The organism is Larkinella sp., from assembly GCF_965227735.1.
Classification (GTDB): domain Bacteria; phylum Bacteroidota; class Bacteroidia; order Cytophagales; family Spirosomataceae; genus Larkinella.
In genome coordinates, this window is the sequence record NZ_OZ245776.1 from 517,336 (window position 1) to 541,413 (window position 24,078).

The following is a 24,078-nucleotide window of genomic DNA, read 5'->3' on the forward strand; positions in this document are numbered from 1 at the left end:
TTTTCATCTGATGACCTTTTAGTTCTGTTTCCGACAGACTTCGCCAGCAAACAGCGTGTACCTCTATTTCAGACTTATGTTGACGATAAAAGTCACTTCCAATCCAAAGGATTTCCGTCAAAATCGTATAGTATCCTGATAACTAAAACATTGCTAAACCAACTGTTTAAAGTACACTTCACATTCCTAAGCATCCTATCCACACGGGTCTATGAAAAAGCATATTAAGATTTGTTTTTGTACACACAATTAATAGCTAAAATTATGCCACAGGTGATTACACAAACGAAACAAATGAAGCTAAAACGCAAAAAACCTGCCGGATGACAGGTTTTTTAAACAGAAAGGACGAGGATGATTAAAAATCATAGCCCAGCGTCAAATAAGCCACCGGTTTCCCGACCACATTATTTTCAACCCCCCAGGCATAATCAAACTTGACGTAGTAACCAAAGAGCATCGTTCGGGCACCGGCACCGTATCCCAGTAAAAAAGGATTTTTAAAATTGGTGACAGTGGCCTGGAAGGGATCGCCCGCTCCTCCCACGATCTCGGTATTCAGGCTATTCTGACGACTAAACGGGCCCTTTCCCGCCCAGGCCGTACCGATGTCGCTAAAAGCAACCAACTGAAAATTCCGGAGGAAATTGGATGTCACCGGCCCCCGGTGCAAATACCGGATGACGGGCAGACGCAGTTCGGCGTTGGCCAGCATGTGACTATTACCCGTCAGCTTGCCCAGGCGGAAACCGCGCAACGGAGCCGCCAGATCCAGGAAAAACACATCCCGGTTATCCCGATTGGGTGATAGCAACAAGGGGTTACTCGCCTTGTCTTCTTTAATACCTTCCGAAATGCCGATCCAGTTTTCCATCCCGCCCAGTGTACTCTTTTTGGGTGCAGCACCGGCCGAATGGCTACCGGACAACCGCAGAGCCAGAATGATGTCGCGGTGAATTTTTTGGTAATGCCGCAAATCAACCGTGATCCGGTCAAAGCTGCCCGCTCCTCTTCGAACGCCACTTTCTACTTTTTCCGTCAAACCGATGTAATTCTCGTACCGGATTTTAAACCGGGTTCCCTCAATCATATTCATTCCGTTGAGGGTTGTGTTATCAAAAACGTATTCCGCTTTGGCCCCGGTATAATCGGAAGAACTGCCGCCCACCTGCAATAGATCCAGGTAGCGGGTTACGATGTAAAATGGTGCTACCGTAAACCGGCTGTTGACCGAAATGGGGTATGAAGCCGACAGGGTTACTTTGTTAAACCGGTACTTCTGGTATTGACCCGCATCGGAGAAAATCGTCTTCCGGTCAAAACGGGCGCTGTAATCAATTCGGTTCACCAGCTTATGGTATTCGGTAAACAGATCACTGTTCCGGAGGTTGGTGGTGATGAACAAACCGGCCCGGATGATGTGGTTTTCCAGCAGATCGTTCATGGTGAGCGACTGAAAATAGCCAAAACCCCGGATTGGATCGATCCGCCAGTCGGAACTGGCATCACTGGCCACAAACAATCCCTGGTATTTGTAAGGCCCCCGAATCGTAACATTCTCCCGTCGGCGGGTGCGCGGGATGGCCACCGATGCCGACGTGTTGGTACTCCGGCGTTGCTTGAATTCAATGGTTTTGGCCACGTCGCTGTCAAACTGGTAGTTGTCCGTATCGACCTCCCCCGGCCCCAGCTTCAGCGCAGAGACTGCCGTGGAATCGACAGTTTTGGCCGCCGTCACAGAGCTCGTACTGGGAGCCGTCGTGGGAGTTGCCACGGCTTTGGGAACTTCCTGAACGGTAGCCCGGCGGGTGAGCGGCAACTGGCGCGCCTGATTCAGGTTGACCCGGGGCCGAAACCCAATGACCTCACTCCCGTTTTTCAACTGGCTGTAGACCAGCGCGCCCGAAGCAGGGTTCAGGTCGTAGCGACGAATATTCTGGCTAAAACCGGTAATAAATTCCCTTGTTTTGGTTTCAACATCCATTTTGGCGAGATTCCGTACACCGGTTGCGTCATCGAGATAATAGATGATATTTTCGGAAGAAGCCACCGGGCGCATGGCGATACTCAGCGAGTCGGTCAGGCGACTCACCACCTCGACGCGGGGTGTTCCATCGTGCAGAAACAAACTGAGCTGGTTGCGAATGGATTTGTAATTTCCTTTGTCGAGGCTCAGCGAGTCGATGTGACGATTCGAAGAAAACACGATTTGCCGGGTTCGGCCCACAAACTGCGGATACAGATCATCATACAAATCGTTCGTCAGTTGCTGCACGGTTCCCCGGCCCATGCTGAAGAGATACAAATCATTTTGCCCCCGACGATCTGCACTGAACACGACACTCGCCCCATCGTCGGAAGCATCCATATCGATCACCTGGCTAACGCCCCGGACGACCATCCGCTGTTTGAGCTTCGGTTTTTTATCCAGGTTATTATATACATATAGGTAAGTCTGTCCCCGCTCTTCGGTCAACACCAGCAGATTGTCACGTTGCCAGGTTACAAGTGGAGACGCCGGTTTTACGGGCGATTCGTCCTGCTTATAGCCCCCTTTCCGTATCACCTGCTTCTTCTGCGTCTGGGTGTTGACCACGGTTACTTCAAACTTTCCGCGCCAGGTCGTTGCATAAGCATACTGGCTCTGATCGGGGCTCAATTTCAAACTGGTCAGTTGGGCGGGTTCTTTGGAACTGGAAACCGTTATCTGAAAACCGTCTTCACCCGGTTTGTAGGCATCGACAACCGGTTTGGCCATCGACGAATAATATTCCCGCCATTCCCGCAAAAACCGGGAATAGGGAACTCCGAGTGTGCTGGCAATGCTGTTCTGCTCGTTGCGAATGATGCGGGTCAGGTTGAGAATATTGGAAATGTTGTCTTTCCCGTAACGCTCCGCAATGTAGTTCCAGATGGAATGGCCTACGTACATGGCCTCCTCCCCCACCAGCGTGGACGGTTTACGAACCGGACGCGTCAGGGCAACGTCGCGCATGTAATCGTCCAGGTCAACACTCCAGCCATCGGCAATGTAGGATGCAATGCCCGGCATATACCATTCCGGCAATGAAAGGAGCAGCGAGCTTTGCAGGGCGTCTTTCAAACTGCCGCCATAGAGCATGTCGTAGACGAAAAGCAGCGAAACTTCCTTAATCAATTGCTTGCGAAAGCTAATCTGGTCGCCCGTGAAAGCAAGTTCCAACCGCGATTTGGCCAGGCTTAACTCCTTGTAATTAGTGCCGCTGGGCGCACTCAGACCAATGTTACTCTGGGAAAGCTCCTGAGGTGAGTTGTAAATAAACACCTTGATGCGGTTATACGGCGTATAACCCAGGATCTCGGTGATCCGGTCGAAATCCGTTTCGGCGTATTGCGCCGTCAAATTGGCAATCTGGTTGCCTTCCTGATAAAAGTAAATCTCAAAGTTGGAGGTTTTGATCACCTTCCAATCAAACTTCCGGTATTGAATACGGTTTCTCCCAAACTGTTCCTGCGAAGGATAGTTCTGTGCGACCGCTTCATTCATCACCAGCAATAGTCCGGCCAGGCAGAGTATAAATTGCTTACTCATAAGTTACGCTACTTTTAGACATTGTTTCGGATCTGACAGGCCCCTGATTGTGCAACCGGTATCAAATCTTATCCAACATTTTTTCCACTGTAATATAACGAAAAGCTACGCTCAATATTAACCTCCGGGTCTAATTCTTTCCGACCTTCCAGAAAGTCTGCGAATTGGTCGGCAAAATACGGGGCCAATGATACGCCCTTGGTACCCAATCCATTGAAAATCCCCACCGCCGGATGAGCCGGATGCAAGCCAATCAAGGGACGTCGGTCTTTCGTCGCCGGTCGAATCCCAACCCGCTGCCCGACAATCCGGTACGGAACCTTTAGCAAGCCCTGTACTTTCTGCTCTAAGAACGCTTTTCCATCCTCGGTTGTTTGCCAGTCGATGTCATGCCAGGTGTACGTCGCCCCGATCCGGTAACGATCTGATTCAACGGGCATTATGAAGACGCCCTGGTTAACGATGCTGGTAACCGGATAATTGTCCATTGTAACATCCAGAACCTGCCCTTTCACGGGATTGTAAGGCAACCAGTCGAACAACGGATTTCGATACGCATGGGGGCCTTCACAGAAAATGATTTTTCCATAAACACTTTCCTGCCATAAAATTCCGTCTTCCCTGATTTCTATTTCCTTAGCGTCAAAATCTGTTTCGACATATCGGTTTTGGTCCTGAAAAAACAGCCGGATAGCGTTCAAAAAAACCGGCACATCCACCCAACCGGACCGGGTTACTTCCAGACCACCGAAGGGGTTATGAATATAAGGCTGATACTGCTGATTGTCAACGGATTCGGCCACGTAGCGACTGATGGAGGAATCCGACGTCTGAGCCAGGTAATTATTTTGTTCTTCAACCGAACGGAAGGGGCGGTAAATGTTGGAAAAATGGAGCAGCGGAATCTTCAGTTCCTGCTCCACTTCGCCGTAGAAAGCCGTCAGAAATGGAAACAACTGATCGGCCTTCCAGGTACGGACGAGTTTTTTTCCCGTTAGCGGATTAAAAATTCCCGCTGCCGCCAGCGAGGCTGAGGGAAGATGGGACGAATTGACAAGAACGACTTTTTTACCCCGCTGATGGAGCGTCCAGGCCAATACCGACCCGGCAATACCCTGTCCGACAATCAAGTAATCGGCGGTCATGCGTCTATGGGTTTGAAGTGCCCTTTGCGGTGGAGTTTGGAGATTTTCTCGTCGGCCAGTTGAATTACCCAGTCAATTTGTTCGTCGATGGTGATAAAGGAAGTATCGAGTTCAATGGCATCCTCAGCTTTCCGAAGCGGCCCCTCGCTGCGATTGCTGTCGATAAAATCCCGCTTTTTGAGGTTCTCCAGAATAACATCCAACCCAACCATCTCCCCCTTTTGCAGCAACTCGATCTGTCGGCGCTGTGCCCGAATGGTGGCGTCGGCCGTCATAAAGATTTTCAGTTCAGCGTCCGGGAATACCTTGGTCCCGATGTCCCGCCCATCCATCACCACGCCCCGTCTGCGCCCCAGCTTCTGTTGCTGGGCCACCATGGCATACCGCACTTCGGGAATTGCACTGACTTCACTGACAATATTGGAAATATACATTTTTCGGATTTCCTCTTCAACATTCAAGCCGTTCAGACAGGTTTCGTTCCGGCCATTTCTGGGATTGAAATTGAAGGTAATCTGAATGAGTTGAAGCGCATCCTGGACGGCTTTGGGGTTGGTGAGGGCAACGTGATTCTGGATAAAATACAAACTCACGGAACGGTACATAGCGCCCGTATCGATGTAGGCATAACCCATCCGGGCAGCCACCTGTTTGGCCGTCGTACTTTTTCCACAACTGGAATAGCCGTCGATGGCAATGACTATTTTTGGCATGAGTGCAAAGAAACAACTTTCCGGGGAACCCTACTGCTTTCCGGCCAGGGAAATACGCTCCTGCCGGGTTACAAATTCTTCGCGGAGCAAGGCGAATATGTGTTCGTCGAGGTATTGATTGTTCTTGATGGCGGCTTTTTTCAGAACGGCTTCTGCCCGGAAACCCGCCTGTTCCAATACCCGCATCGACACCTTGTTTCCCTCCAAAACGCAGCCAAAAAGCCGGTTTACCTGAAAATTAACGAAAATGTAGTTGACCATAGCCGGCAGCACTTCGGTCATGATGCCCTGTCCCCAGTGCGACTCGCCCAGCCAATAGCCAATTTCGGCATTGTGCCGGTAGATGTCTTCCTTGATAGTAAAACCCACGTTACCAACGGCTTTGCCGCCAATATCAATCGCCAGATTGACCGGTTGCTGATACGAACGATTCATCCGTATCCAGGAACTGGCATCGCGGACCGTGTAAGGGTGCGGAAAAAAATCCCGGACACGGTCCCAGATTTTTCGGTTGTTGGCCTGCTCGGATAACGAAAATTCATCGCCATCACGCCAGGATCGCAGAGTGCAGGTATCTAGATAAATGGTTGCCACGTTGCTGCCCGTTTTTGGCCAATATACGGTTTTTACAATATGGCCTTTCACTTTTTAGTTATGAATTTTGCAACAAAACCACCGAAAGGCTCCGCGCGCCGTGGGCACCAATGACCAGGGCCTGCTCAATATCGGCGGTTTTCGACGGCCCGGCGATGAAAACCCCAAAACCGGATTCGTCCATATTCAGCCGTTCGTAGGCATCGTGCATATTTGGCACCAGGTCTGCCGTGTTGAGCAGTAAAACCAGATGCTGGCAGATGAAGGGCAAAACGCGGTGGCCGCCCCGCTCCTCCGGCACCCAGATGGCCGAGTTTTCGGCCACGCCAAAAACACCCTGAACGATGGCCAAATCGACGGTTTCCAATTGGTGCGGATCCACGACGTCCCAGTCTGTGGTTGCCAGATGACTCAAAGCCGGGACTTTGCTCACCACACTGGGCAAGTCGCTGTAGGTCTGCCGAATGTACGTCTCCGCTTCGTTGTAGTCCGCCACCAGCACCGGTGTTCCGCCGATAAACCGAAGGATTTCGGAAAACTTGGCAACCAGATCCGGGTAATCGGACTGAAACCGGGTCGTTTCCGGCAACGGTTGAAACTCGGGTTTGTTCTGCTTCACAGCAGAGAGAATTCGTTCGCGACTGTTCATTTCTTCGTTTCTCTGTTCACATACCACTCCCGGAAACTCTCTTTGGGCGGTTCCGGCATTTCGCGCTGCTTAAACCAGGGATTGAGGGGATTGGAGACCGAATAAGGCAATAACCGCATCATCGTCCGACCGGCTTTCCCGGAAAACCGGAACAGTTTCGGGCTGGATAAGACGCTCGCCATCAGCTTCATACCCTGTTTTTTGGTACTGTCAACGTAACCTTCGGCCACCAGCACCTGCCGCCACTTGTAAAGCTGATCGTGGATGTCGATCTTGACCGGGCAGACGTTCGAGCAAGAACCACAAAGCGTTGACGCAAAGGGCAAATCGGCGTTTTTCCGCATGTCCAGATTCGGGGCCAGAATGGAGCCGATGGGACCCGCTACGGCATTGTGGTAACTATGTCCGCCACTCCGGCGATAGACCGGACAGGTGTTCATACAGGCTCCGCAGCGGATACACTTGAGCGAGTTCCGGAAATCCGGTCGACCGAGCTGCGTGGTCCGGCCGTTATCTACGATGATGATGTGCATCGTCTGCCCTTGTCGGGGCCGGTGAAAATGGCTGGAATACGTCGTGATGGGCTGACCGGTGGCGCTCCGGGCCAGAAGCCGCAGAAAAACGCCGAGGTGCTGCGCCTTCGGAATGATTTTTTCGATGCCCATGCTGGCAATGTGAACATCAGCCAGGTGGGCACCCATGTCGGCGTTGCCTTCGTTCGTACAGACCACAAAACCGCCGGTTTCGGCAATGGCAAAGTTGACACCGGTGAGGGCGGCCCTGCGTGTCAGAAATTTCTCCCTAAGGTGCTGGCGCGCGGCTTCGGCCAGGTATTTTGGATCAGATGCGCCTTTTTCTGTCCCCAAATGTTCATGAAAAAGCGCCCCGATTTCTTCTTTTTTCTTGTGAATACAGGGCATCACAATGTGGCTGGGCGGTTCGCCGGCGAGTTGAACTACGCGTTCGCCCAAATCTGTATCAACCACATCGACGCCTTTTTCGATCAGGAAATCGTTCAAATGGCATTCTTCCGTCAGCATCGACTTGCTTTTCACCATCTGGGTGGCCCCGGTTTCCCGCAGAATCTGCAACACGATTTCGTTGTGCTCGTGGCCATCGGCCGCCCAGTGAATTTTAACCCCGTTTTTGATGGCGTTCTGCTCAAACTCCAGCAGGTATTCATCCAGGTTGGACAAGGCGTTGTGCTTGATTCGGGAACCGGCTTCGCGCAGGGCTTCCCATTCCGGAATTTGAAAAACGGCTTTGTCGCGTTTCTCGCGCACAAACCACAGCGTCTTATCGTGCCAGGTGGTTCGGTCGACGTCTTCCGTAAATACTTCGGCGGCTTCGGAGTGATTCATCATGTTAAAGGTCGCGGGCTTTAACCCGAACAGGTTTTCCATCCCGGGCAATCACCAGTTCTTCGTCGTTACGTTTTGCCTGTTCAATGACGCGCTGAACAGCCCGGCGCATGCCTTCCAGAAGTTTTTCGTTTTCCGGAGTGATTTTAATCTCGCCCATTTTGGTTAATCTTCTCCCAGATTTTTACATTAAACAAATCAAGCGTGGCAGCTATTCCCCCTTGTGCAATAAATTCAGGAACTGTCCCGGAATTATTTATGACTAAAAATCGATCACTTATGGGAATGTATAAAGTCAGTAAATTTTCAATACTCCGACTGTACCGTCGCTCAATCACATCCGGCGGAATCGAATGTTCACCTTTTGCAATCCGAATGCCCACCCGCTCCTTCGCCAGTTCAACGGATTCAAGCCACACGTAGAACAAAGTAACCGAATAACCGGCCTGCTTCGCGCGTTTAATGAGCTGAACGTAGGATCGTGTCGAAAGCGTCGTCTCTAATGCAAAGTCAACGTTTTGTTCAAGCAAATGGTTGATGCGGTTCAACATAATTCTTCCCGCTTCAAACGCTACCGTTTCCGGCTGGAAGGGTGACAAGCCTTTTGCTATCGCTCCGGCGACCCGGTTCATCAGCGTTCACAAATTCCCGGCAATTCAGTACTTCCGGCAAAATAGTGTAAGCCGCCGTTGTTTTTCCGGCCCCGTTACAACCCGCAATAATATACAGATTCGGCATCAGGATTAATCCGTTTCCTCCAATTGAAAGATCTCGTTCACGGTTTTCTCAAACACCTGCGCCAGTTTCAACGCCAGAATCGTGGAAGGTACATAACGACCGGTTTCGATGGAATTGATCGTTTGCCGACTCACGCCGATCTGCCCCGCCAAATCCGCCTGTGATAAATCCTTTTCAGCTCGCTCTACTTTAATGCGGTTCTTCATAACGCCATCAAAACCGTCTTTTCATTCCGGCGAATGGCGAGCCTAAACCGGATAATGAATACAATCAAAACCGTAAACAGGTTGTAAATCATGACACTAAAAAAAAGGCCGCCGTGAACCAAAAGGATGAGCACCCCCAAAATCAGATAATTCACATACACCGCCCATTGCAATGATTCCAGTCGTAACTGGCTGATCATCTCATCTTCCACTTTCTCTTTCGAAAAAGCGATTAACAACAGTCCGATTATAACCCCCAAAGCCGCTAGTTCATCGGTCAGATTCATGGAGCTTTCACTTCCGCTTAAGAAATCACCTCCGCCACTCAACCACCAGATTATCGTATAAAACCCGGTTTCATTCTCTTCGGGTGCTTTCAGTATAATGTCCAGAAAACCAAACCGAAACTCAGCGTACAGTACCAACAAACCCAAAATCGTCGATGGAATTAAGAGTAACCAGCCCATCAGCCGGTAGCGATTCGGAAATAACCAGTGTGTCTTCATAAATATGTCTAATTATGTTGACCAAATGTAAAATTTACTTTACATCTTGTTAAGATAATTGGACAAATATTTTTCCAGTGGTTACCCCTGATTCAAGATTTCGGCAATATGCATCACTTTCACCGGCAGCTTATTCCGGCGAACAATGCCTTCCAGGTGCATCAGACACGACATGTCGCCCCCGGTCAGCACTTCGGCACCGTTGCGGATGTGGTCTTCGACCCGGTCGATTCCCATTCGCGCCGAAACCGCTTCTTCAAAAACACAGAACGTTCCGCCAAATCCGCAGCATTCGTCCTTGCGGTCGAGGCTGATCAACTCCAGGTCATCCACCATATTCAGCAGTTTTTCCGGTTTGGAATACGGCGCAGCAACCAGTTCCGACATCTGGGAAAGATGCAAACCGCGTTGTCCGTGGCAACTCTGGTGTAAGCCTACTTTGTGCGGAAACCGGGCCGACAGGTGATCCACTTTCAGCACATCCGTCAAAAATTCGGTCAGTTCATACATGTGGCTGCGGATTTGCAGCGCATCACCCTCCCGCTTGTCCGAATGGAGGTGGTGTTTAATATGAAGCGCACAACTCCCTGACGGACAGACAATCGCGTCATAATCATCCCCGAAATTTTCGACAAACAATTCGTTGCAATCGTGGGCCAGATTTTCAAACCCCGAATTGGCCATCGGCTGTCCGCAGCAGGTCTGGTTCAGCGGATAAGTAACCGTGCAGCCCAGTTTTTCCAGCAGTTGCAGCGTGGCGATGCCAACTTTTGGGTAAAACTGATCGACGTAACACGGCAAAAAAAGGGCAACTTTCATCGTTTAGTGAGCAGTTTACGTCCGACCGTTCAGCGTTACCAGCGGTTTTAACCCGTTTAGCCCCGTACAACGGTCTCTTATTTTTTGGGTTTTCGGAAGCGATACGTGGCCAAAACCGGCAGGTGATCCGACAATTTCGGCACATCCAAAACCCGGTATCGAACCAGTTCCAGTTCGCTTTGTTTCAGACTCAGGATGTAATCGATCCGCGCTCCGGTTCCAACCAGCGTCGACGTATGCGAGTCCCGTCCGGCGTCCGACCAGCGATCCAGCAGCTTTTCAATTTCCGGATCATCGGGGTCAGTGTTCAAATCACCACACCAGATGACGGGTTGAATGCTGTTCTCCAGGGTTTTATCAATGAATGCCAATTGGAGACTCCGGTTCAGCGGGGATTGGTGGTCGAGGTGTGAATTGCAAAAACGGACCGTTGTCTTTTCTGATAATTCAACGTACGCACACTGCAAAATCCGCTGCTCGGTTTTATCCGGATTTGGTAACATCATCTTCTGATTCGCAATGATAGGGTACTTCGACAAGATAGCTGTCCCGTACTTACCGCCCTGAAAATCGATGGCACTTCCATACAGCGGATACATCGACGTTAGCCGTGACAACTGCCCCAGGTGATCCTGCCCCCGGCTTCGGGTGGTCACACTGTCCACTTCCTGCAAAGCAATGATGTCGGGCTTATATTCCCGGATCAACCGTCCGATCTGAACAATGGTATTGTGTTCCTGGGTATTCGCTCCGTGGTGGATGTTGTAGGTCAGAACGGTAATGGTCGATTGCGCGTTTGTTTCCCGAACTAATCCAAACACCAGCACCACAATCAATAAACAGATTCGCATACAGTCGCACAGTTGGTTTCTGCCAAAAATACGCACAAATCCCGTTTCTGACAGCTTCCGCCCGGATCGGCCATGTTAAAGCGTAAAAATGTTATCCAGCAGCATCCATTTTTCGCCCGGTTTGGCCATCGGCAACGCCTGCTGGTAAGTCCACATCAGTTCTTCCCATTCCTGTACTTTCGGGTTCGCGGCATCCATTGCGGCCTTTTTTTCAAACGAAAAGGAATCATCGGTTTCCATGATCATGAACAGCCGGTTACCAATGCGGTAAATCTCCATTTCCGTAATCCCCGCCGAACGAATGCTCTCTTCAATTTCGGGCCGCAGTTTTTCGTGGTATTTCTCGTATTCGGCAATCGAAGCCGGGTCATCGATGAGGTCAAGGGCGAAGCAGTAGCGCATAGTTTTAATTGTGAATGAGTGAATAGATCGAAGATTACGCTTTTTAATTCACTCAATCACTCATTCACTCAATGGTTTGAGGTTTGTATCCCCGCCAGCCGTAATACGCCACCACCAGAAAACACAGGAGCGGGACGATGTAGGCGACTTTGATGTTACTTTGGTCGGAAATGTAGCCCATCAAAACCGGGAACAATGCACCCCCGGCAATGGCCATTACCAGCAGCGATGAACCCAGTTCGGTATCTTCTTCCAGTCTGTTAATGCCCAGCGAGAAAATCGTGGCAAACATGATCGACTCAAAAAACGGAACGGCAAAAATCGCCCAAACCGCAATTTGCGACTGCATGGTCATGGCCACCAGCAGCAGCAACACGCTGATCAGGGAATAGATGGTTAGCAGGCGGTTGGCCGACACAAACCGCATGAGGTAGGTCCCGATAAACCGGCCAATCAAAAAGCCCAGCATGGCCCAACCCAGCCATTCGGCAGCGGTTTTTTCGGGAACATCGCTGGAAAATTTGGCAAACCGGATGAAGAAACTGGTGACACACACCTGCGCGCCAACGTAGAAAAACTGCGCAATGACGCCCCAGCGCAAATGCCGGTGCCGAAACACCGAACCCAGGGTCGAAGGCGCTTTCTTTTCGCTTTCGCTGATGTCCGGCAATTTCGTAAACATGAACAAAGCGGCCACGGCAACCACCACCACCCCGATGACGACATACGGCATTTTGACCTGATCGGCTTCATACTGCAAATAGGCATTGAGCTGTTCCGACGACATGGCGGACAGCTCAGCTTCCGAATGCTCAATGCCGCTCAGAATCACCCGACCGCCCACGACTGGTGCCAGAAAAGCCCCCAGACCGTTGAACGACTGGCTGAAATTCAGCCGGGTCGTGGCCGTTGCCGGATCGCCCAGAATGGTTACGTACGGATTGGCAGCCGTTTCCAGAAACGCACAACCCGAGGCAATGATGAACAAGGCACCCAGAAAAAAACCGTACATCCGGGTATCGGCGGCTGGAACAAACAGAAAGGCTCCTGCGGCATACATCAATAAACCGGCAATGATACCGCGCTGGTATCCGTATTTTTTCATCACAAAACCGGCGGGTAAGGCCATGATGAAATACCCCAGATAAACCGCCGAGTCGATCAAAGCCGACTGCAAATCCGTCAATTGACACGCTTTTTTTAAGTGCGGAATCAGAATGGGTTCCAGATTATGGACAAAGGCCCAGAGAAAAAACAAACTGGTTACCAGCGCAAACGCCAGCGTATAGCCGCGCATGGAACCGGCGGATTTGGCGGTGGTGGAAGAGGGAACGGAGGCCATGAAAAGTCCGAAAATTAGGATGTAGGGATTTAGTTGCGATTTACTGCACGGCGGCACTCAATCGCTCAATAACAATTCACAAATGATCAGGTCAAAGCCCGGTCCAGGTGCACATAACCTCCATCCACGTAGATGAGTTGTCCCGTTGTGTGACTGGATTTATCGGACAGCAAAAAGACCACCATATTGGCAATTTCCTCCGGGGTCGTCATGCGTTTTTCGAGCGGTATTTTCGATACGATGCTGTCCAGCTTCTCCTGCGGATTGTCAAACGTTTTGATCCAGTTTTCGTACAGGGGCGTCCACGATTCGGCCACCACCACGGCATTGACCCGGATGCTGTACGGCAGCAACTCCACCGCCCATTCCCGCGTCAGCGCATTCCGACCGCCGTTGGCAGCGGCATACGCCGAGGTGTTTCCCTGCCCGGTTTCGGCGGTTTTGGAGGTGATGTTCACAATGGCCCCCTTGGATTCTTTCAGAGCGGGCAAAGCGTAGTGCGCCATCAGATAATAATGGACCATGTTTTTGTGCAACGACTGCATAAATCGCTCGTAGTCACCACTTTCTAACCCAACACCATCATTGACGCCCGCGTTGTTGACCAGGCCGTCGATGCGGCCAAACTGCGCCAGCGTTTGCTCAACGGCTTTTTTACATTCTTCCGGTTGGGTCAGTTCGGCGGCAATCTGAAACGCTATGCCGCCCGTTGCCGTGATGGCGTCAACGGTTTTCTGGTTGTCGGCTACGTTGCGCCCGATGATCACCGGGGTTGCTCCTTCGGCAGCCAGCACGGTCGAGATGCCCTCGCCAATGCCCTTCGCCCCGCCCGTCACGATGATTATTTTGTCTTGTAGGTTCAGGTTCATAAACGTACTTACGGACGAAATCCGCGTAGTTTTGGTAGGTAGGAATGGTTAAAATTGGGCTTTCGCTTTTACAGGTTATAAAATTTTACGGCATTGCCGCCAAACACCTTTTGTCGGACATCCTCACCCCACGGTTTCACGTAATCTTCCACAATGCTTTTCATTGCTTCATACTCGGCAGCCACGAGGCAAACTGGCCAGTCGGAGCCGAAAGCCAGCCGGTCAGGGCCGAAATGTTCGAAAACCACATCGAGATACGGACGAAAATCATCGGGTTTCCAGGTTTGCCAATTGGCTTCCGTCACCATCCCCGACACTTTGCAATACACGTTCGGACTTTTGGCAATTTCAGCCATGTAGTTCGACCACGTATTGATTTTCTGATCCTTGATGTACGGTTTAGCGATGTGGTCGATGATGAAAGAAACCTCCGGAACCGTCCGAACCAGGTGCAGAGCGGCTTTCAGTTGCGTGGGATAAATCAGGATGTCGTACGTCAGATCAAAAGCCGCCAATTGCCGGACACCGCGAATGAATTCCGGGCGCATCATGAAATCGTCGGGTTCGCCCTGCACGACGTGCCGAAATCCTTTTAATTCTTCAAACTGCGAGAAGAATTCCAGCCGTTCGTAGAGATTTCCGGCCCGTAAATCGACCCAGCCGACTACGCCTTTGATAAAATCATACGCTTCGGCCAGTTGCAGCAAAAACAGCGTTTCGGATTCCGACTGATCGGCCTGCACGGCCACACAGCCCTCGATGCCGTTCTGTTTCAAAACCGGCTCCAGATCGGCGGGCAAAAAATCCCGCCGAATCCGGTGCATCTCTTCCGTAATCCAACCATCCCGTTCCGGAGTGTAGAACCAGAAATGCTGGTGCGAATCGATCGTCATAACTTTTAACTGTAAGCAACAGCCGTCTGCTTTTGGGTTCCCAGGCCTTCGATGCCGAGTTCTACCACGTCGCCGGGTTTGAGGAAGCGTTGCGGTTTGAGGCCCATGCCGACGCCGGATGGCGTACCGGTCGAAATGACATCGCCGGGGAGCAGCGTCATGAACTGGCTGATGTAGCTAACGAGCGTGGGAACGTCGAAAATCATGTCGTCGGTGTTGGAATCCTGCAAGGACTCGCCGTTGACGCGCAGCCAGAGACCCAGTTTATTAGGATTTGGCACCTCGTCTTTCGTCACCATAAACGGTCCGAGGGGCGCGAAGGTATCGGCACTTTTGCCTTTCACCCACTGCCCACCGCGCTCCAACTGGAACGCCCGTTCGCTGTAGTCGTTATGAACGGCGTATCCGGCGATGTAGTCGAAGGCGTCTTCTTTGGAAACATACGTGGCTTTCTTGCCAATGACAATCGCCAGTTCCACTTCCCAGTCCGTTTTTTCAGACGCTTTCGGAATCATCACGTTGTCATCCGGACCAACCAGAGCCGTGGTGGATTTGAAAAACAAAATGGGTTCGGCAGGAACCGGAGCGTTGGTTTCGGCGGCATGTTTGGCGTAGTTCAGACCCACGCAGACGATTTTGGAGGGCCGTTTGATGCACGACGCCCGGCGAACACTTCCCGATACGCTGGGGCAACTTGATGCGTTGGTTTCCAGCCAGGTAGCCAGTTTTTCAAGACCGTTGGTCTCGAAGAAAGTTTCGTCGTAATCGTGTCCGAAAGCAGTTACATCCAGACTGGCACCCGAAGGCAGCATGACACCGGGGCGTTCGTTGTCCGGTGGGCCAAAGCGAAATAGTTTCATTATGGAGGGTTTACTTTTTTGACAATAAAGGGAAAAACCGGGGGCTTTTAACCTTGCGTGCAAAAATAAAGTGTCGAAACCGGATTGTAACAGCCCCGAAGAAATCTTATTATATTTGTAAAAAGCTTTTCTACACGCATGACGACGATTGATGACTTCCTGAAAGCGCCAAATTTACGAGAACTGCTGGATGAACTTGAAAATGCCTGGCAGGAAGAACAACGCCGTCGTCATCAATTCTGGGCCGAAGTCGACGAAGGAAAAAAAGCCGAGTTTATTTTGGGTGAAATCATCTATCACTCACCGGTTTATGGGCGGCATTGGATGGCTTCTACGAATATACTCGGCTATCTTATCCCCTATGTCAGAGAAAGCCGTTTAGGAAAAGTTGGCGTCGAAAAAGTGATGGTTCGTTTAACCCGAAATGATTACGAACCGGATATCTGTTTCTGGAAAAAGGAAAAATCAGCCCAATTCCAACAAAAACAATCGGCCTTTCCCCCGCCCGATTTTGTGGTCGAAATCCTTTCTGACAGCACAAAAGAACGCGACTACGGCATCAAGATGACTGATTATGCGCTTCATGGCGTGCAGGAATACTGGATTGTGGATGTCGAACACGAAACCGTCGAACAATATCTGCTCGACGGAAACGCGTTTCAACTAGCGCAAAAATTGAAAGATGGTGTTCTGGAATCTGAAGTGATCAGCGGTTTTCGAATGCGTATCAAAGAAATCTTTACTGAGTCCTGAGCCCTACTTCCCCACCGCTTCCCGACTCTCCAGTTTCCAGGTATTGTCAAAAAAACCGGCTTTCCGAACGCCCTTGATGCCCTCTTTGGCCATGTCCAGGCCGAAAATCATATAATCCGGGAAACCGCTGCCAGCCGCAAAATACTGGTTGGCATCGGCGGCTTTCAGACCTGCCAAACCGGTTCCGGTCACCACCGCCACCGAAGCTACAGGACTGTCGGCGCGGGGCCAGCTAAAATAAGCACTGACATCTTCGCCGGTATACTGCTCATTTCCAATCCGTAACGCCCCCCGACTGACCTGAATCGGGCAGTCTTTCAACAGCTTGTTCCACGCTCCGTTGGTCGTTGCATTACCAAAAAGCACGACGCCCCGATCGGCAAATTGCGCCGGATTAAATTCCTTGTCTGATACCATGTCCACGGCGCCATTGCCCCGGTAATACCAGGTTTCGGCATCATACCGCGCTTTGTTGAACGCCCATTCGTTTTCGGCCGCCGTCCCCGTCGTGCCGTAGACAAATACCATCCGATGATTGAACGGTTCTTTAAACGTGCCATTGCGGTGAGATCCCTTCGCCGTCAAGGCCGGTTTGCTACCAACTTCCCATGCCGCATTTTTGACGAGAAATAGTTTTTCAGCCGGACTTTTGACCTGATACGCAATCGATTTCAGACTATCCATCGTAATCGTTACGGTTTCTCCAATGGCAAAATCCGCCAGATTCAGCGACAGCAGGGCGACATTATCGGTTTTCCCGGTAATCGTTTTGGCTTTTTTATCGCGTTTCAACTGAACCCGGCTGTAGTGCAAGGGGTGTTCCTGCTGCTCGACCGATACCCAACGCATGGTCGGTGAAATGGCGGGGTTAGCGGTCGTAAAGTCAATGACGTTAACGGCGCTGTCGGCGGCAATGCGGTGCCATTTGAAATAGTCGAAAACCGGCTTCCAGTCCACACTCTCATTGCCGTACCAGTGCGACCCGCCCGGATATTCGTAGTGCGTAAAATCGGGATGAAACGTACCGAGCAGTTTTCGCATCTGGCGGGCGTATTCCACCGAAACCGTGCGGTCGGCGTCGCCGTGCAGGATGTAGACGCCCAACGGTTTGTAATTGGACGCCAGAGCCAGCACGTTGCTGGGATTGCTGGTCCGCAAGAGCATTTTTTCCAAAGCCGTGCCGCCTTCTTCCGGAATTTTCCCGTCGTGCGAACCGTAACCGGCCAGCGTCGGATACCCGGCGCAAGGTGCAATGGCCGCCCAATTGCCGGGAAACGTCGCTCCCAGATACCAGGTGCCGTGTCCGCCCATCGAGTGGCCGGTCAGGTAAATGCGCTGCGGATCGGGTTTGAATTGCTTTTTGGCAATATCCAGCACTTCCAGGGCATCCAGTCGCCCCCAGTCTTCCCAGTTGAAACCACGGGGCCGCCGGTTGGTCGGTGCCACCAGAACGCCCCAGTCTTTCGGCTGATAGGCCCGCGCCTGCCCAATGGCTTCGACCCCGGCCCCGTGGACCGACAGAAACAAAGCCGGGGCGTGTCCGTCCGGTTTGGTCTGGGGGGCCACCCCGAAATACTGAACACTGCCGTCGATGGCACTGATGAAGGTCTGGCTGTAATGCTCGCCCGGCGCAGCGACGGATAGCGTCAGTTCTTTTTCGTCAATCACTTTTCCAGACTGCACTAAATTAACCAAAACCGCTCCCTCTTCTTTTTTGGAAACGCCCGACGCGTCCATCCGGAAACCCACCTTGCGGGTGCTCAGGGCCGGAACCGTCAGCAAATCCGTCAGCATCTCTTTGCCAGACAGGCGGCTTTTCATTTTCAGACCCGCCAGCGGTTTGTTGGTGGTGTTGACCAGGACGACTGCGCCCCAGAGCGGTTCGGTCTGACGGCCCAACACCACGCTCGGCAAGGTCGGATCTTCGATCTTCAGGAACACCGGTTTTTCGGGAAAAACGAGTTTTGCCATGAGACCCTGAAAACGCGAAAACTGCGACGTCCGCAGGTAAATTTCATTCAGCCCTTTTTTCAGCGCGACCGGAACGGCCAGCCAGCCGAGCGCATACGGATCGCCCGCGTGAGGTGCGCCGTTGACATACACCATGTTATGCCCGGTGGCCTGTAACACGGCCACCTGATCGCGGTCGGCCTGGTACGTCAGGTAGAGGTAGCCGTTGTTAAACGAACGTCCCCGGAATTTGCCCTCCTTATCAGGGGTGACAACCTGCCAACGGAGCGAGTCGGTGCTGCTGGACAAGAGTCCCTGCCCCTCGGCCGGTTTTTTCAGATCCCCACGGTATAAATGGTACGCCAGTTGATCGGTATACAAAGCCTCACGGCCATATTGGTGACACGGCCCAATTGCCAGACCTTGAGAAAAGTTGTAAATGCGTTGCGCCTGAACCGTCAAAACCGTAGCCATGACCAAAAGCGCAGAAAGAAAGTTTCGGTTTTTCATCGGAAGTTCGTTAATCCATTACCCAATTTTGACAACCCAAACCGGTTTCCCGGCCAGTTGCTGCCGCAGTTTTTCCGGAACACTCACCTCCACGCCACTCCCCACTTTTTTCCATTTCAAGGCCTGTTTGCTGCCCAGAATAGTCAGCGTTGCTTTGGGTTGAGTCGGCACGATTGGGAGCGTGAGGGTGGCAGGCAATACAGTTTCGGTTTCCGTTGGCAAATACGACGCATACTGGACTTTGCCGTTGGCGGTAAAAGCCCACTGGTTCTGGCGGTAGGGAGCCAGCGGTTTGGTGCCATACACCGACTCGCCGTTGACCTTGATCCACTCGCCAATTTCCGCCAGCCGCGTGTAAGCTTCCTCGTGCCATTCGCCGTCGGGGCCGGGGGCGATGTTCAGCAGCAGATTGCCGTTTTTGGCCACAATATCGACCAACATTTGCACCAGTTTACGAGCCGGTTTAAAGTTTTCTTTCGGAATGTACGACCAGCTATCGCCCATCGTCAGACAGCTTTCCCACGGAATCGGCATGTAGTGATCCGGGATTTGCTGCTCGGGCGTTACGTAGTTTTCAAACTCGCCCGAAACCGTCCGGTCGACGACGAGCAAACCGGGCTGGTTTTGGCGACCCATCCCGGCGATGCGTTCCATGTCGATGTCCTGGCTGTAGGGAATCGTGCGCTGCCAGCTCACGGTCGAGTCGATCGTGCTGGCCGGGCGAACCCAACCGCCATCCAGCCACAGAATGTCCACTTTTCCGTACCCGGTCATCAATTCCTGAATCTGGTTGTAGGAAAAATCGCTGAATTTCTTCCAGAGTTCGGGGTATTTCTTCGGGTCGTAGCTCACGTTGCGGTCTTTCGGCGGAAAATACGGCCACCAGTACGACTCGGTATTCCAGTCGGGTTTGGAAAAATACGTGCCGACCATAAAGCCTTCGTTCCGAAACGCTCCCAGAATTTCCTTGGTCACATTGCTGCGCGGATTCGACGCAAACGGCGATTTGGTGCTGGTAATTTTGTAGTCGGTTTGCTTCGAATCGAACATGCAAAAACCGTCGTGGTGCTTGGTCGTGAAGATCATGTACTTCATCCCTGCGGCTTTGGCGGCCGTGGCCCAGCGTTCCGGATTGAAGCGGGTGGGGTTAAACGTAGTTTGCAGATTTTCGTACGCTTTTTTGTATCCATACCAATTACCAGACTCCGGTCCCCGGCGCACACACCAGCCTTCGTCCTCCGGGCAAAGCGACCACGACTCGACCACGCCCCACTGGCTGTAGGTGCCCCAGTGCATCAGCAGTCCGAATTTTATATCCTGCCACTGATTCAATTTTTTCTTCACGAGACTGTCTTTCGGCCAGACATACTTGTCGTGATTTTGCTCGGAATGTTGCTGGGCAACGGCCGATCCGGCGAAAACGAGTCCGATAAGCAAACCGATGAGAATGGATTTCATGGGGTAAATTAATAATGGGTTAAATGATACAAATTAAACTTTCTGTTTTATTAATCAATGCTTTAGCCAGTCCGAAGGCACCTCCCGGGGCTCTTCGTTGCCTTGGCTGTATTTCAATTTGAGGGTATAGCCGCCACCGCCTTCGATGAAGTCCAGTTCGACCGGGTGAAGACCCGCCTTCAATGCAACCTGCCCACTTTTCTCAATCGGGCCGTGTTGTCCGTCGTTGTCAACCACCTCGCGGTTGGCGATGCGCAGGATGCCTCCGTCGTCACAAGTCAGAAAAAAACTGTAAACGCCGGTTTCCGGAATGGCCAGATACCCCCGAAAACGGAGTCCGAAACTGGGAGCCGTGGCCTGTGCGGGTACTTGAATCATGGAGGTTATCAGACTTTCAGTAACCGTCGCCGAGGCCATTCCTTTGGAATTTTTGAACGAACCGGCGAAGTAATGGACTTGCAAGCCCGGTTGCGTCGTTCGGGCGGTTACGGGCTCCGCCAACGCCTGTTGCCGAAACCGGGTGGTATAGGTATCACCTTTCAGACCACCGGGCGTAAAAGCCGCAAACGTCACCGTAGTCGGCTGCGTAATGGGGAGAGCCGCGGGCAAAACCGTTGAGGTCGAATCGGGTGGCAAGCCGTCGGTTCGGTAGCGAATAACCAGGTGATCAGCCGGTTTCTGAACCGTAAAGATTGCCTTGTCGACATACACATTTTCTTCCGTAAACCCGGATAAATCGGGAAGACGATAATGAACATTCAACGCATTCAGCCGGGGATAATGGCTTTTCAGCCGCTGCAGATAGTTATCATACCGGTCTTCTTTCGTCCAGATCGCTTCGGCCAGGGCCGTCATCCGGGGCATGGCCATGTAGTTGACCCGGTTTTCGGAGGGAATGTATTCCGTCCAGATATTCGCCTGCGCCCCCTGAATCGCCGTGGCTTCGGACGCGGTCAGGCCAGCCGGGATCGGGTTGAAATGATAGACGTTGTCAAGGGAATTTTTATTGGGCAAGACATCGAAATACAACGTATTGACGGGTGTCATCACGACTGGATTGCCGTTTTTGACCGCCTTCACCGGCGCATCTTTCACCCAACTCCGCCAGTACATGATCGTCGCCGAAGCATTGATTCCCCCTTCCAGCGCATCGTCCCATACCAGCAGCTTCTTGCCCTTCGACTGAACGTATTTTTCCATGCGATGGACAAAATAACTCTGCAATTGGTTGACATCCTTCAGCCCTTCCCGCTGCATCAGCACCTTACACGCATCCGACTGCGCCCAGGTCGTTTTTTCAACCTCGTCGGCTCCCAAATGAACATACCGGCTTGGAAATAAGGCCATGATCTCATCCAGCACCGCTTGCGTAAATTCGTAGGTGGTTTCATTGCAGGGGCAAATCGGCACCGAGAAATCCTTGCCCCACCCCTCTTTTCCGGTGCAACTCAGAAACGGATACGCTTTGATGGCAGCCGCCAAATGGCCCGGCATATCGATTTCCGGAACAATGTCGATGTGCCGGGCGGCCGCGTAGGCGATGAGTTGCTTCATCTCAGCCTGCGTGTAAAAACCGCCGTACAGCGTTTTCCCGTCTTTCTGAATCAGGTGCTTCGACGGCAAGGCAAAGTCCGGGTTGGTTTTCGCCCGCTCCAGCACCACCGAATCCTGGTTGTTGAACGTCCGCCAGGCCCCCACTTCGGTCAGTTTCGGGTACTTTTTGATTTCGATCCGCCAGCCCTGATCGTCGGTCAGGTGCAGGTGAAAGGTGTTGAATTTGTACAGAGCCAGCAGGTCGATGAACTTTCGAAGGTAATCCATCGAAAAGAAATGCCGCGAGACGTCCAGGTGCATTCCCCGCCAGGCATACGCCGGTTGGTCTTCAATCTGCACCGCCGGAACCGCCAGTGACTGGATCGGGAAATTTGACCGGTTTTCCAGCGCGACCGGCAGCAACTGCCGCAGCGTTTGAATGGCCCGGAACATCCCCGCCGGTTCTTTCGCCGTCAACGTTACTGTTTTGGGCGTAACGGTCAGCCGGTACCCTTCCGGCGCCGTCAATCCGGCGTCATACTGAAAAATAAGTTGTGTCGCCGTCAGTTTGCCCACTTTCGCCAGCGGTTTTTCAAAGCCGGTTTCCAGCATCGTGCGCAAATAATCCGCTTCACGACGAAAAAGGGCGGCTGATTTTGGGATGACAATGCCGGTTTCCGGCGTCAGAACAGCCTGGCCCGGTTTGGGGGTCAGTGACGTCGGATACGGGATGATGGCGTACCTTTCGGCGACGGCCTGCGCGTGTAGCGTCGACCGATTCCAGACGCTGAGTATTACTAACAAAACCACTATTCTACTTTTCCTATACATACTTACACGCTGTTCATGGTGTCTTAAAAATGGCCTACTTAATTCCTGCGCTGATCGCGATTTGCAATCGCGATCCTCTCTGTTTCGGATTTGTAATCCGAAATTAGCCCTGCTCGTGAAGGGCGTTAAAAAAAGCAGATTACAAATCCGAAACAGAGTGGGTCGCGATTGCAACGGCGCCGGCCGCCCGGTCGCGACCAGCGGACGCTACTTAATTCCCATTTTTTGAATAAAAAACCGTCCGATCTGCTTGCCCTGCGCCACGCCGTTTTCAATGGAATCCCGGAAGTGAATCCCGCCGTACAAACGGGAAACGGCGGCTTCACTGGCGGCCTGTTCAAATGACCGGAACGACCGGGCCGGAATCCCAAATTCCAGTTCCACCGTGTCGGTATAGGTGACCGGCCCACCGGCCAGGGTCGTCAAAACCGTCGCAATGGCTGCCGACATCACACTGTGGCCACTGGTGTATTCCGGAAATGGGGGCGTTTGCAACATTGGTCGCCAGTCCCGGTCAAGGTGCTGATTGATAAAGGTTTCCGGACGAATCCGGTTGCTGTGGTATTTTTCTTCCCAGCACGAGATAAACGCATCGGCCATTGTCAACCCCACCAGCGTGTGCCAGCGCACGGTTTCGGCCAGCGACAGGTTTCGCTGGAGGCAGACAATGCTGGTGATCCCCATCCAATGCCCGCCCGGCGTGATTTTCTTGGTCCCGAAACTAACGTGGCCCTTCTGGTTCAGGAAAAAAGGATTGCAGTCCCAGAAATTGGCAATGTGCCGTTTCTGATCGGTCAGCGCGCGGGTCGTGTCGTATACTTCTTTTGCCAGTTGAAAAAACGGCGATCCGGCCTTTTCGTCGTACTTCACCATTGGCAAAGGCCGAAACTGCGACGCACTATCGAGTAGAAAAGGGCGCAATCTGGGCCAATGGGGCTCATACGCTTCCGAGTAGGCCGGGGGCGTCGGTTGCCAGTAACCCGGTTCGTTCGTGGGCGTGAAACGCAAATAACCGCTCGTTTTGATGTAACCATCCTGAGCCGCATACCGGACGAGTTTTTTTACCAGCGTATCGGCATAGGCCCGCGTGGCCAGGATACGGGCGTCCGTCAGCCGAAACCGGTTTTTGGCTTCTTTCACCAACGCCAGCCGGTCTTTTTCAAGTGTATAGCCCGATGGCAATAACTCCTCCCCCATGCGCAGCAGGGCGTACAAACTGCCAAACCGGGCGTCAATTTGGGTGTCGGGCTGTCCGGTAAACGCCGGATAACTGCGCAGCAAACCGCCAAAAGGGACATAATTGGCCGGGCGTTTTTGCTGGTACAGCAATTCGTAGGCAGCCAGGTTGGCATACGCATAATACCGGGCCGATGCGCAGGGGCCGGTGACGTCGTTGACCATGACATCGGTCAGTTTTTTCAAGGTTTTCGCGTAGGCATCAGCTTCCGTTTCCACCACAGGCGGTTCGGCCCGGAGGGTGAGGCTGCAAGCCAGCAGCAACAGAACTGGGAGTCTTTTTTTCAT

General features: G+C 52.1%; 22 protein-coding genes. 1 reads left to right on the forward strand and 21 read right to left on the reverse strand.

Annotation, left to right across the window (positions count from 1 at the left end):
- Nucleotides 1–358: 358 nt before the first annotated feature.
- From ACO064_RS02115 to ACO064_RS02195, 17 genes are all read right to left on the reverse strand, one after another.
- Nucleotides 359–3,571, reverse strand: a complete 3,213-nt coding sequence (locus tag ACO064_RS02115) for a hypothetical protein (RefSeq protein ID WP_421825770.1) — start codon at nucleotides 3,569–3,571, stop codon at nucleotides 359–361.
- A gap of 68 nt (nucleotides 3,572–3,639) precedes the next feature.
- Nucleotides 3,640–4,716 (reverse strand): NAD(P)/FAD-dependent oxidoreductase, encoded by a 1,077-nt coding sequence (locus tag ACO064_RS02120; protein ID WP_421825771.1) that lies wholly within the window; start codon nucleotides 4,714–4,716, stop codon nucleotides 3,640–3,642.
- Nucleotides 4,713–5,429, reverse strand: coding sequence for a (d)CMP kinase (gene cmk, locus ACO064_RS02125; RefSeq protein WP_421825772.1), 717 nt, complete (start codon nucleotides 5,427–5,429; stop codon nucleotides 4,713–4,715). Before cmk ends, ACO064_RS02120 begins: the two co-directional genes overlap by 4 nt.
- Nucleotides 5,430–5,459: 30 nt before the next feature.
- Nucleotides 5,460–6,023 carry a GNAT family N-acetyltransferase gene (locus ACO064_RS02130; RefSeq protein WP_114406255.1) on the reverse strand — a complete coding sequence of 188 codons (564 nt, stop codon included), beginning with the start codon at nucleotides 6,021–6,023 and terminating at the stop codon, nucleotides 5,460–5,462.
- A 58-nt stretch (nucleotides 6,024–6,081) separates the two neighbouring features.
- Nucleotides 6,082–6,672: a LutC/YkgG family protein gene (locus tag ACO064_RS02135; protein WP_421825773.1), complete on the reverse strand. Its 591-nt coding sequence runs from the start codon at nucleotides 6,670–6,672 to the stop codon at nucleotides 6,082–6,084.
- Nucleotides 6,669–8,033 (reverse strand): lactate utilization protein B, encoded by a 1,365-nt coding sequence (locus ACO064_RS02140; RefSeq protein ID WP_421830979.1) that lies wholly within the window; start codon nucleotides 8,031–8,033, stop codon nucleotides 6,669–6,671. Before ACO064_RS02140 ends, ACO064_RS02135 begins: the two co-directional genes overlap by 4 nt.
- Before the next feature lie 4 nt (nucleotides 8,034–8,037).
- Nucleotides 8,038–8,193, reverse strand: coding sequence for a hypothetical protein (locus ACO064_RS02145; RefSeq protein ID WP_165840912.1), 156 nt, complete (start codon nucleotides 8,191–8,193; stop codon nucleotides 8,038–8,040).
- A complete protein-coding gene (locus ACO064_RS02150; protein WP_421825774.1) occupies nucleotides 8,180–8,665 on the reverse strand; it encodes a zeta toxin family protein in 486 nt (161 codons plus the stop codon). The genes ACO064_RS02145 and ACO064_RS02150 overlap by 14 nt, the downstream gene beginning before the upstream one ends.
- 111 nt (nucleotides 8,666–8,776) lie before the next feature.
- Nucleotides 8,777–8,977 (reverse strand): helix-turn-helix transcriptional regulator, encoded by a 201-nt coding sequence (locus ACO064_RS02155; protein ID WP_114406042.1) that lies wholly within the window; start codon nucleotides 8,975–8,977, stop codon nucleotides 8,777–8,779.
- Entirely contained in the window at nucleotides 8,974–9,483 is a 510-nt protein-coding gene (locus ACO064_RS02160; protein WP_421825775.1) for a hypothetical protein, read from the reverse strand. The genes ACO064_RS02155 and ACO064_RS02160 overlap by 4 nt, the downstream gene beginning before the upstream one ends.
- Nucleotides 9,484–9,564: 81 nt before the next feature.
- Nucleotides 9,565–10,302, reverse strand: coding sequence for a (Fe-S)-binding protein (locus tag ACO064_RS02165; protein WP_421825777.1), 738 nt, complete (start codon nucleotides 10,300–10,302; stop codon nucleotides 9,565–9,567).
- Between the two features lie 77 nt (nucleotides 10,303–10,379).
- Nucleotides 10,380–11,153 carry an endonuclease/exonuclease/phosphatase family protein gene (locus ACO064_RS02170; RefSeq protein ID WP_421825778.1) on the reverse strand — a complete coding sequence of 258 codons (774 nt, stop codon included), beginning with the start codon at nucleotides 11,151–11,153 and terminating at the stop codon, nucleotides 10,380–10,382.
- A gap of 75 nt (nucleotides 11,154–11,228) precedes the next feature.
- Nucleotides 11,229–11,555 carry an L-rhamnose mutarotase gene (locus ACO064_RS02175; RefSeq protein WP_421825779.1) on the reverse strand — a complete coding sequence of 109 codons (327 nt, stop codon included), beginning with the start codon at nucleotides 11,553–11,555 and terminating at the stop codon, nucleotides 11,229–11,231.
- Nucleotides 11,556–11,619: 64 nt separating this feature from the next.
- Nucleotides 11,620–12,897, reverse strand: a complete 1,278-nt coding sequence (gene fucP / locus ACO064_RS02180) for an L-fucose:H+ symporter permease (protein ID WP_421825780.1) — start codon at nucleotides 12,895–12,897, stop codon at nucleotides 11,620–11,622.
- Nucleotides 12,898–12,983: 86 nt separating this feature from the next.
- The gene (locus ACO064_RS02185) at nucleotides 12,984–13,766 is read right to left on the reverse strand and encodes an SDR family oxidoreductase (RefSeq protein ID WP_421825781.1); all 783 of its coding nucleotides are present in this window, start codon (nucleotides 13,764–13,766) and stop codon (nucleotides 12,984–12,986) included.
- 68 nt (nucleotides 13,767–13,834) lie between these two features.
- Nucleotides 13,835–14,659 (reverse strand): amidohydrolase family protein, encoded by an 825-nt coding sequence (locus tag ACO064_RS02190; protein ID WP_421825782.1) that lies wholly within the window; start codon nucleotides 14,657–14,659, stop codon nucleotides 13,835–13,837.
- A 5-nt stretch (nucleotides 14,660–14,664) separates the two neighbouring features.
- Nucleotides 14,665–15,519, reverse strand: coding sequence for a fumarylacetoacetate hydrolase family protein (locus ACO064_RS02195; RefSeq protein ID WP_421825783.1), 855 nt, complete (start codon nucleotides 15,517–15,519; stop codon nucleotides 14,665–14,667).
- Between the two features lie 138 nt (nucleotides 15,520–15,657).
- On the opposite strand from ACO064_RS02195, the gene ACO064_RS02200 reads away from it, so the two are divergent.
- On the forward strand, nucleotides 15,658–16,272 hold the full coding sequence (locus ACO064_RS02200) for a Uma2 family endonuclease (protein WP_421825784.1): 615 nt from the start codon (nucleotides 15,658–15,660) through the stop codon (nucleotides 16,270–16,272).
- A 3-nt stretch (nucleotides 16,273–16,275) separates the two neighbouring features.
- Here the strand turns inward: ACO064_RS02200 and ACO064_RS02205 are convergent, their stop codons facing one another.
- The 4 genes from ACO064_RS02205 to ACO064_RS02220 form a co-directional block, all read right to left on the reverse strand.
- Nucleotides 16,276–18,732, reverse strand: a complete 2,457-nt coding sequence (locus ACO064_RS02205; protein ID WP_421825785.1) for a prolyl oligopeptidase family serine peptidase — start codon at nucleotides 18,730–18,732, stop codon at nucleotides 16,276–16,278.
- An 18-nt stretch (nucleotides 18,733–18,750) separates the two neighbouring features.
- The gene (locus ACO064_RS02210; RefSeq protein ID WP_421825786.1) at nucleotides 18,751–20,190 is read right to left on the reverse strand and encodes an alpha-L-fucosidase; all 1,440 of its coding nucleotides are present in this window, start codon (nucleotides 20,188–20,190) and stop codon (nucleotides 18,751–18,753) included.
- A 54-nt stretch (nucleotides 20,191–20,244) separates the two neighbouring features.
- On the reverse strand, nucleotides 20,245–22,527 hold the full coding sequence (locus ACO064_RS02215) for a family 20 glycosylhydrolase (RefSeq protein WP_421825787.1): 2,283 nt from the start codon (nucleotides 22,525–22,527) through the stop codon (nucleotides 20,245–20,247).
- A 234-nt stretch (nucleotides 22,528–22,761) separates the two neighbouring features.
- A complete protein-coding gene (locus ACO064_RS02220; RefSeq protein WP_421825788.1) occupies nucleotides 22,762–24,078 on the reverse strand; it encodes a vanadium-dependent haloperoxidase in 1,317 nt (438 codons plus the stop codon).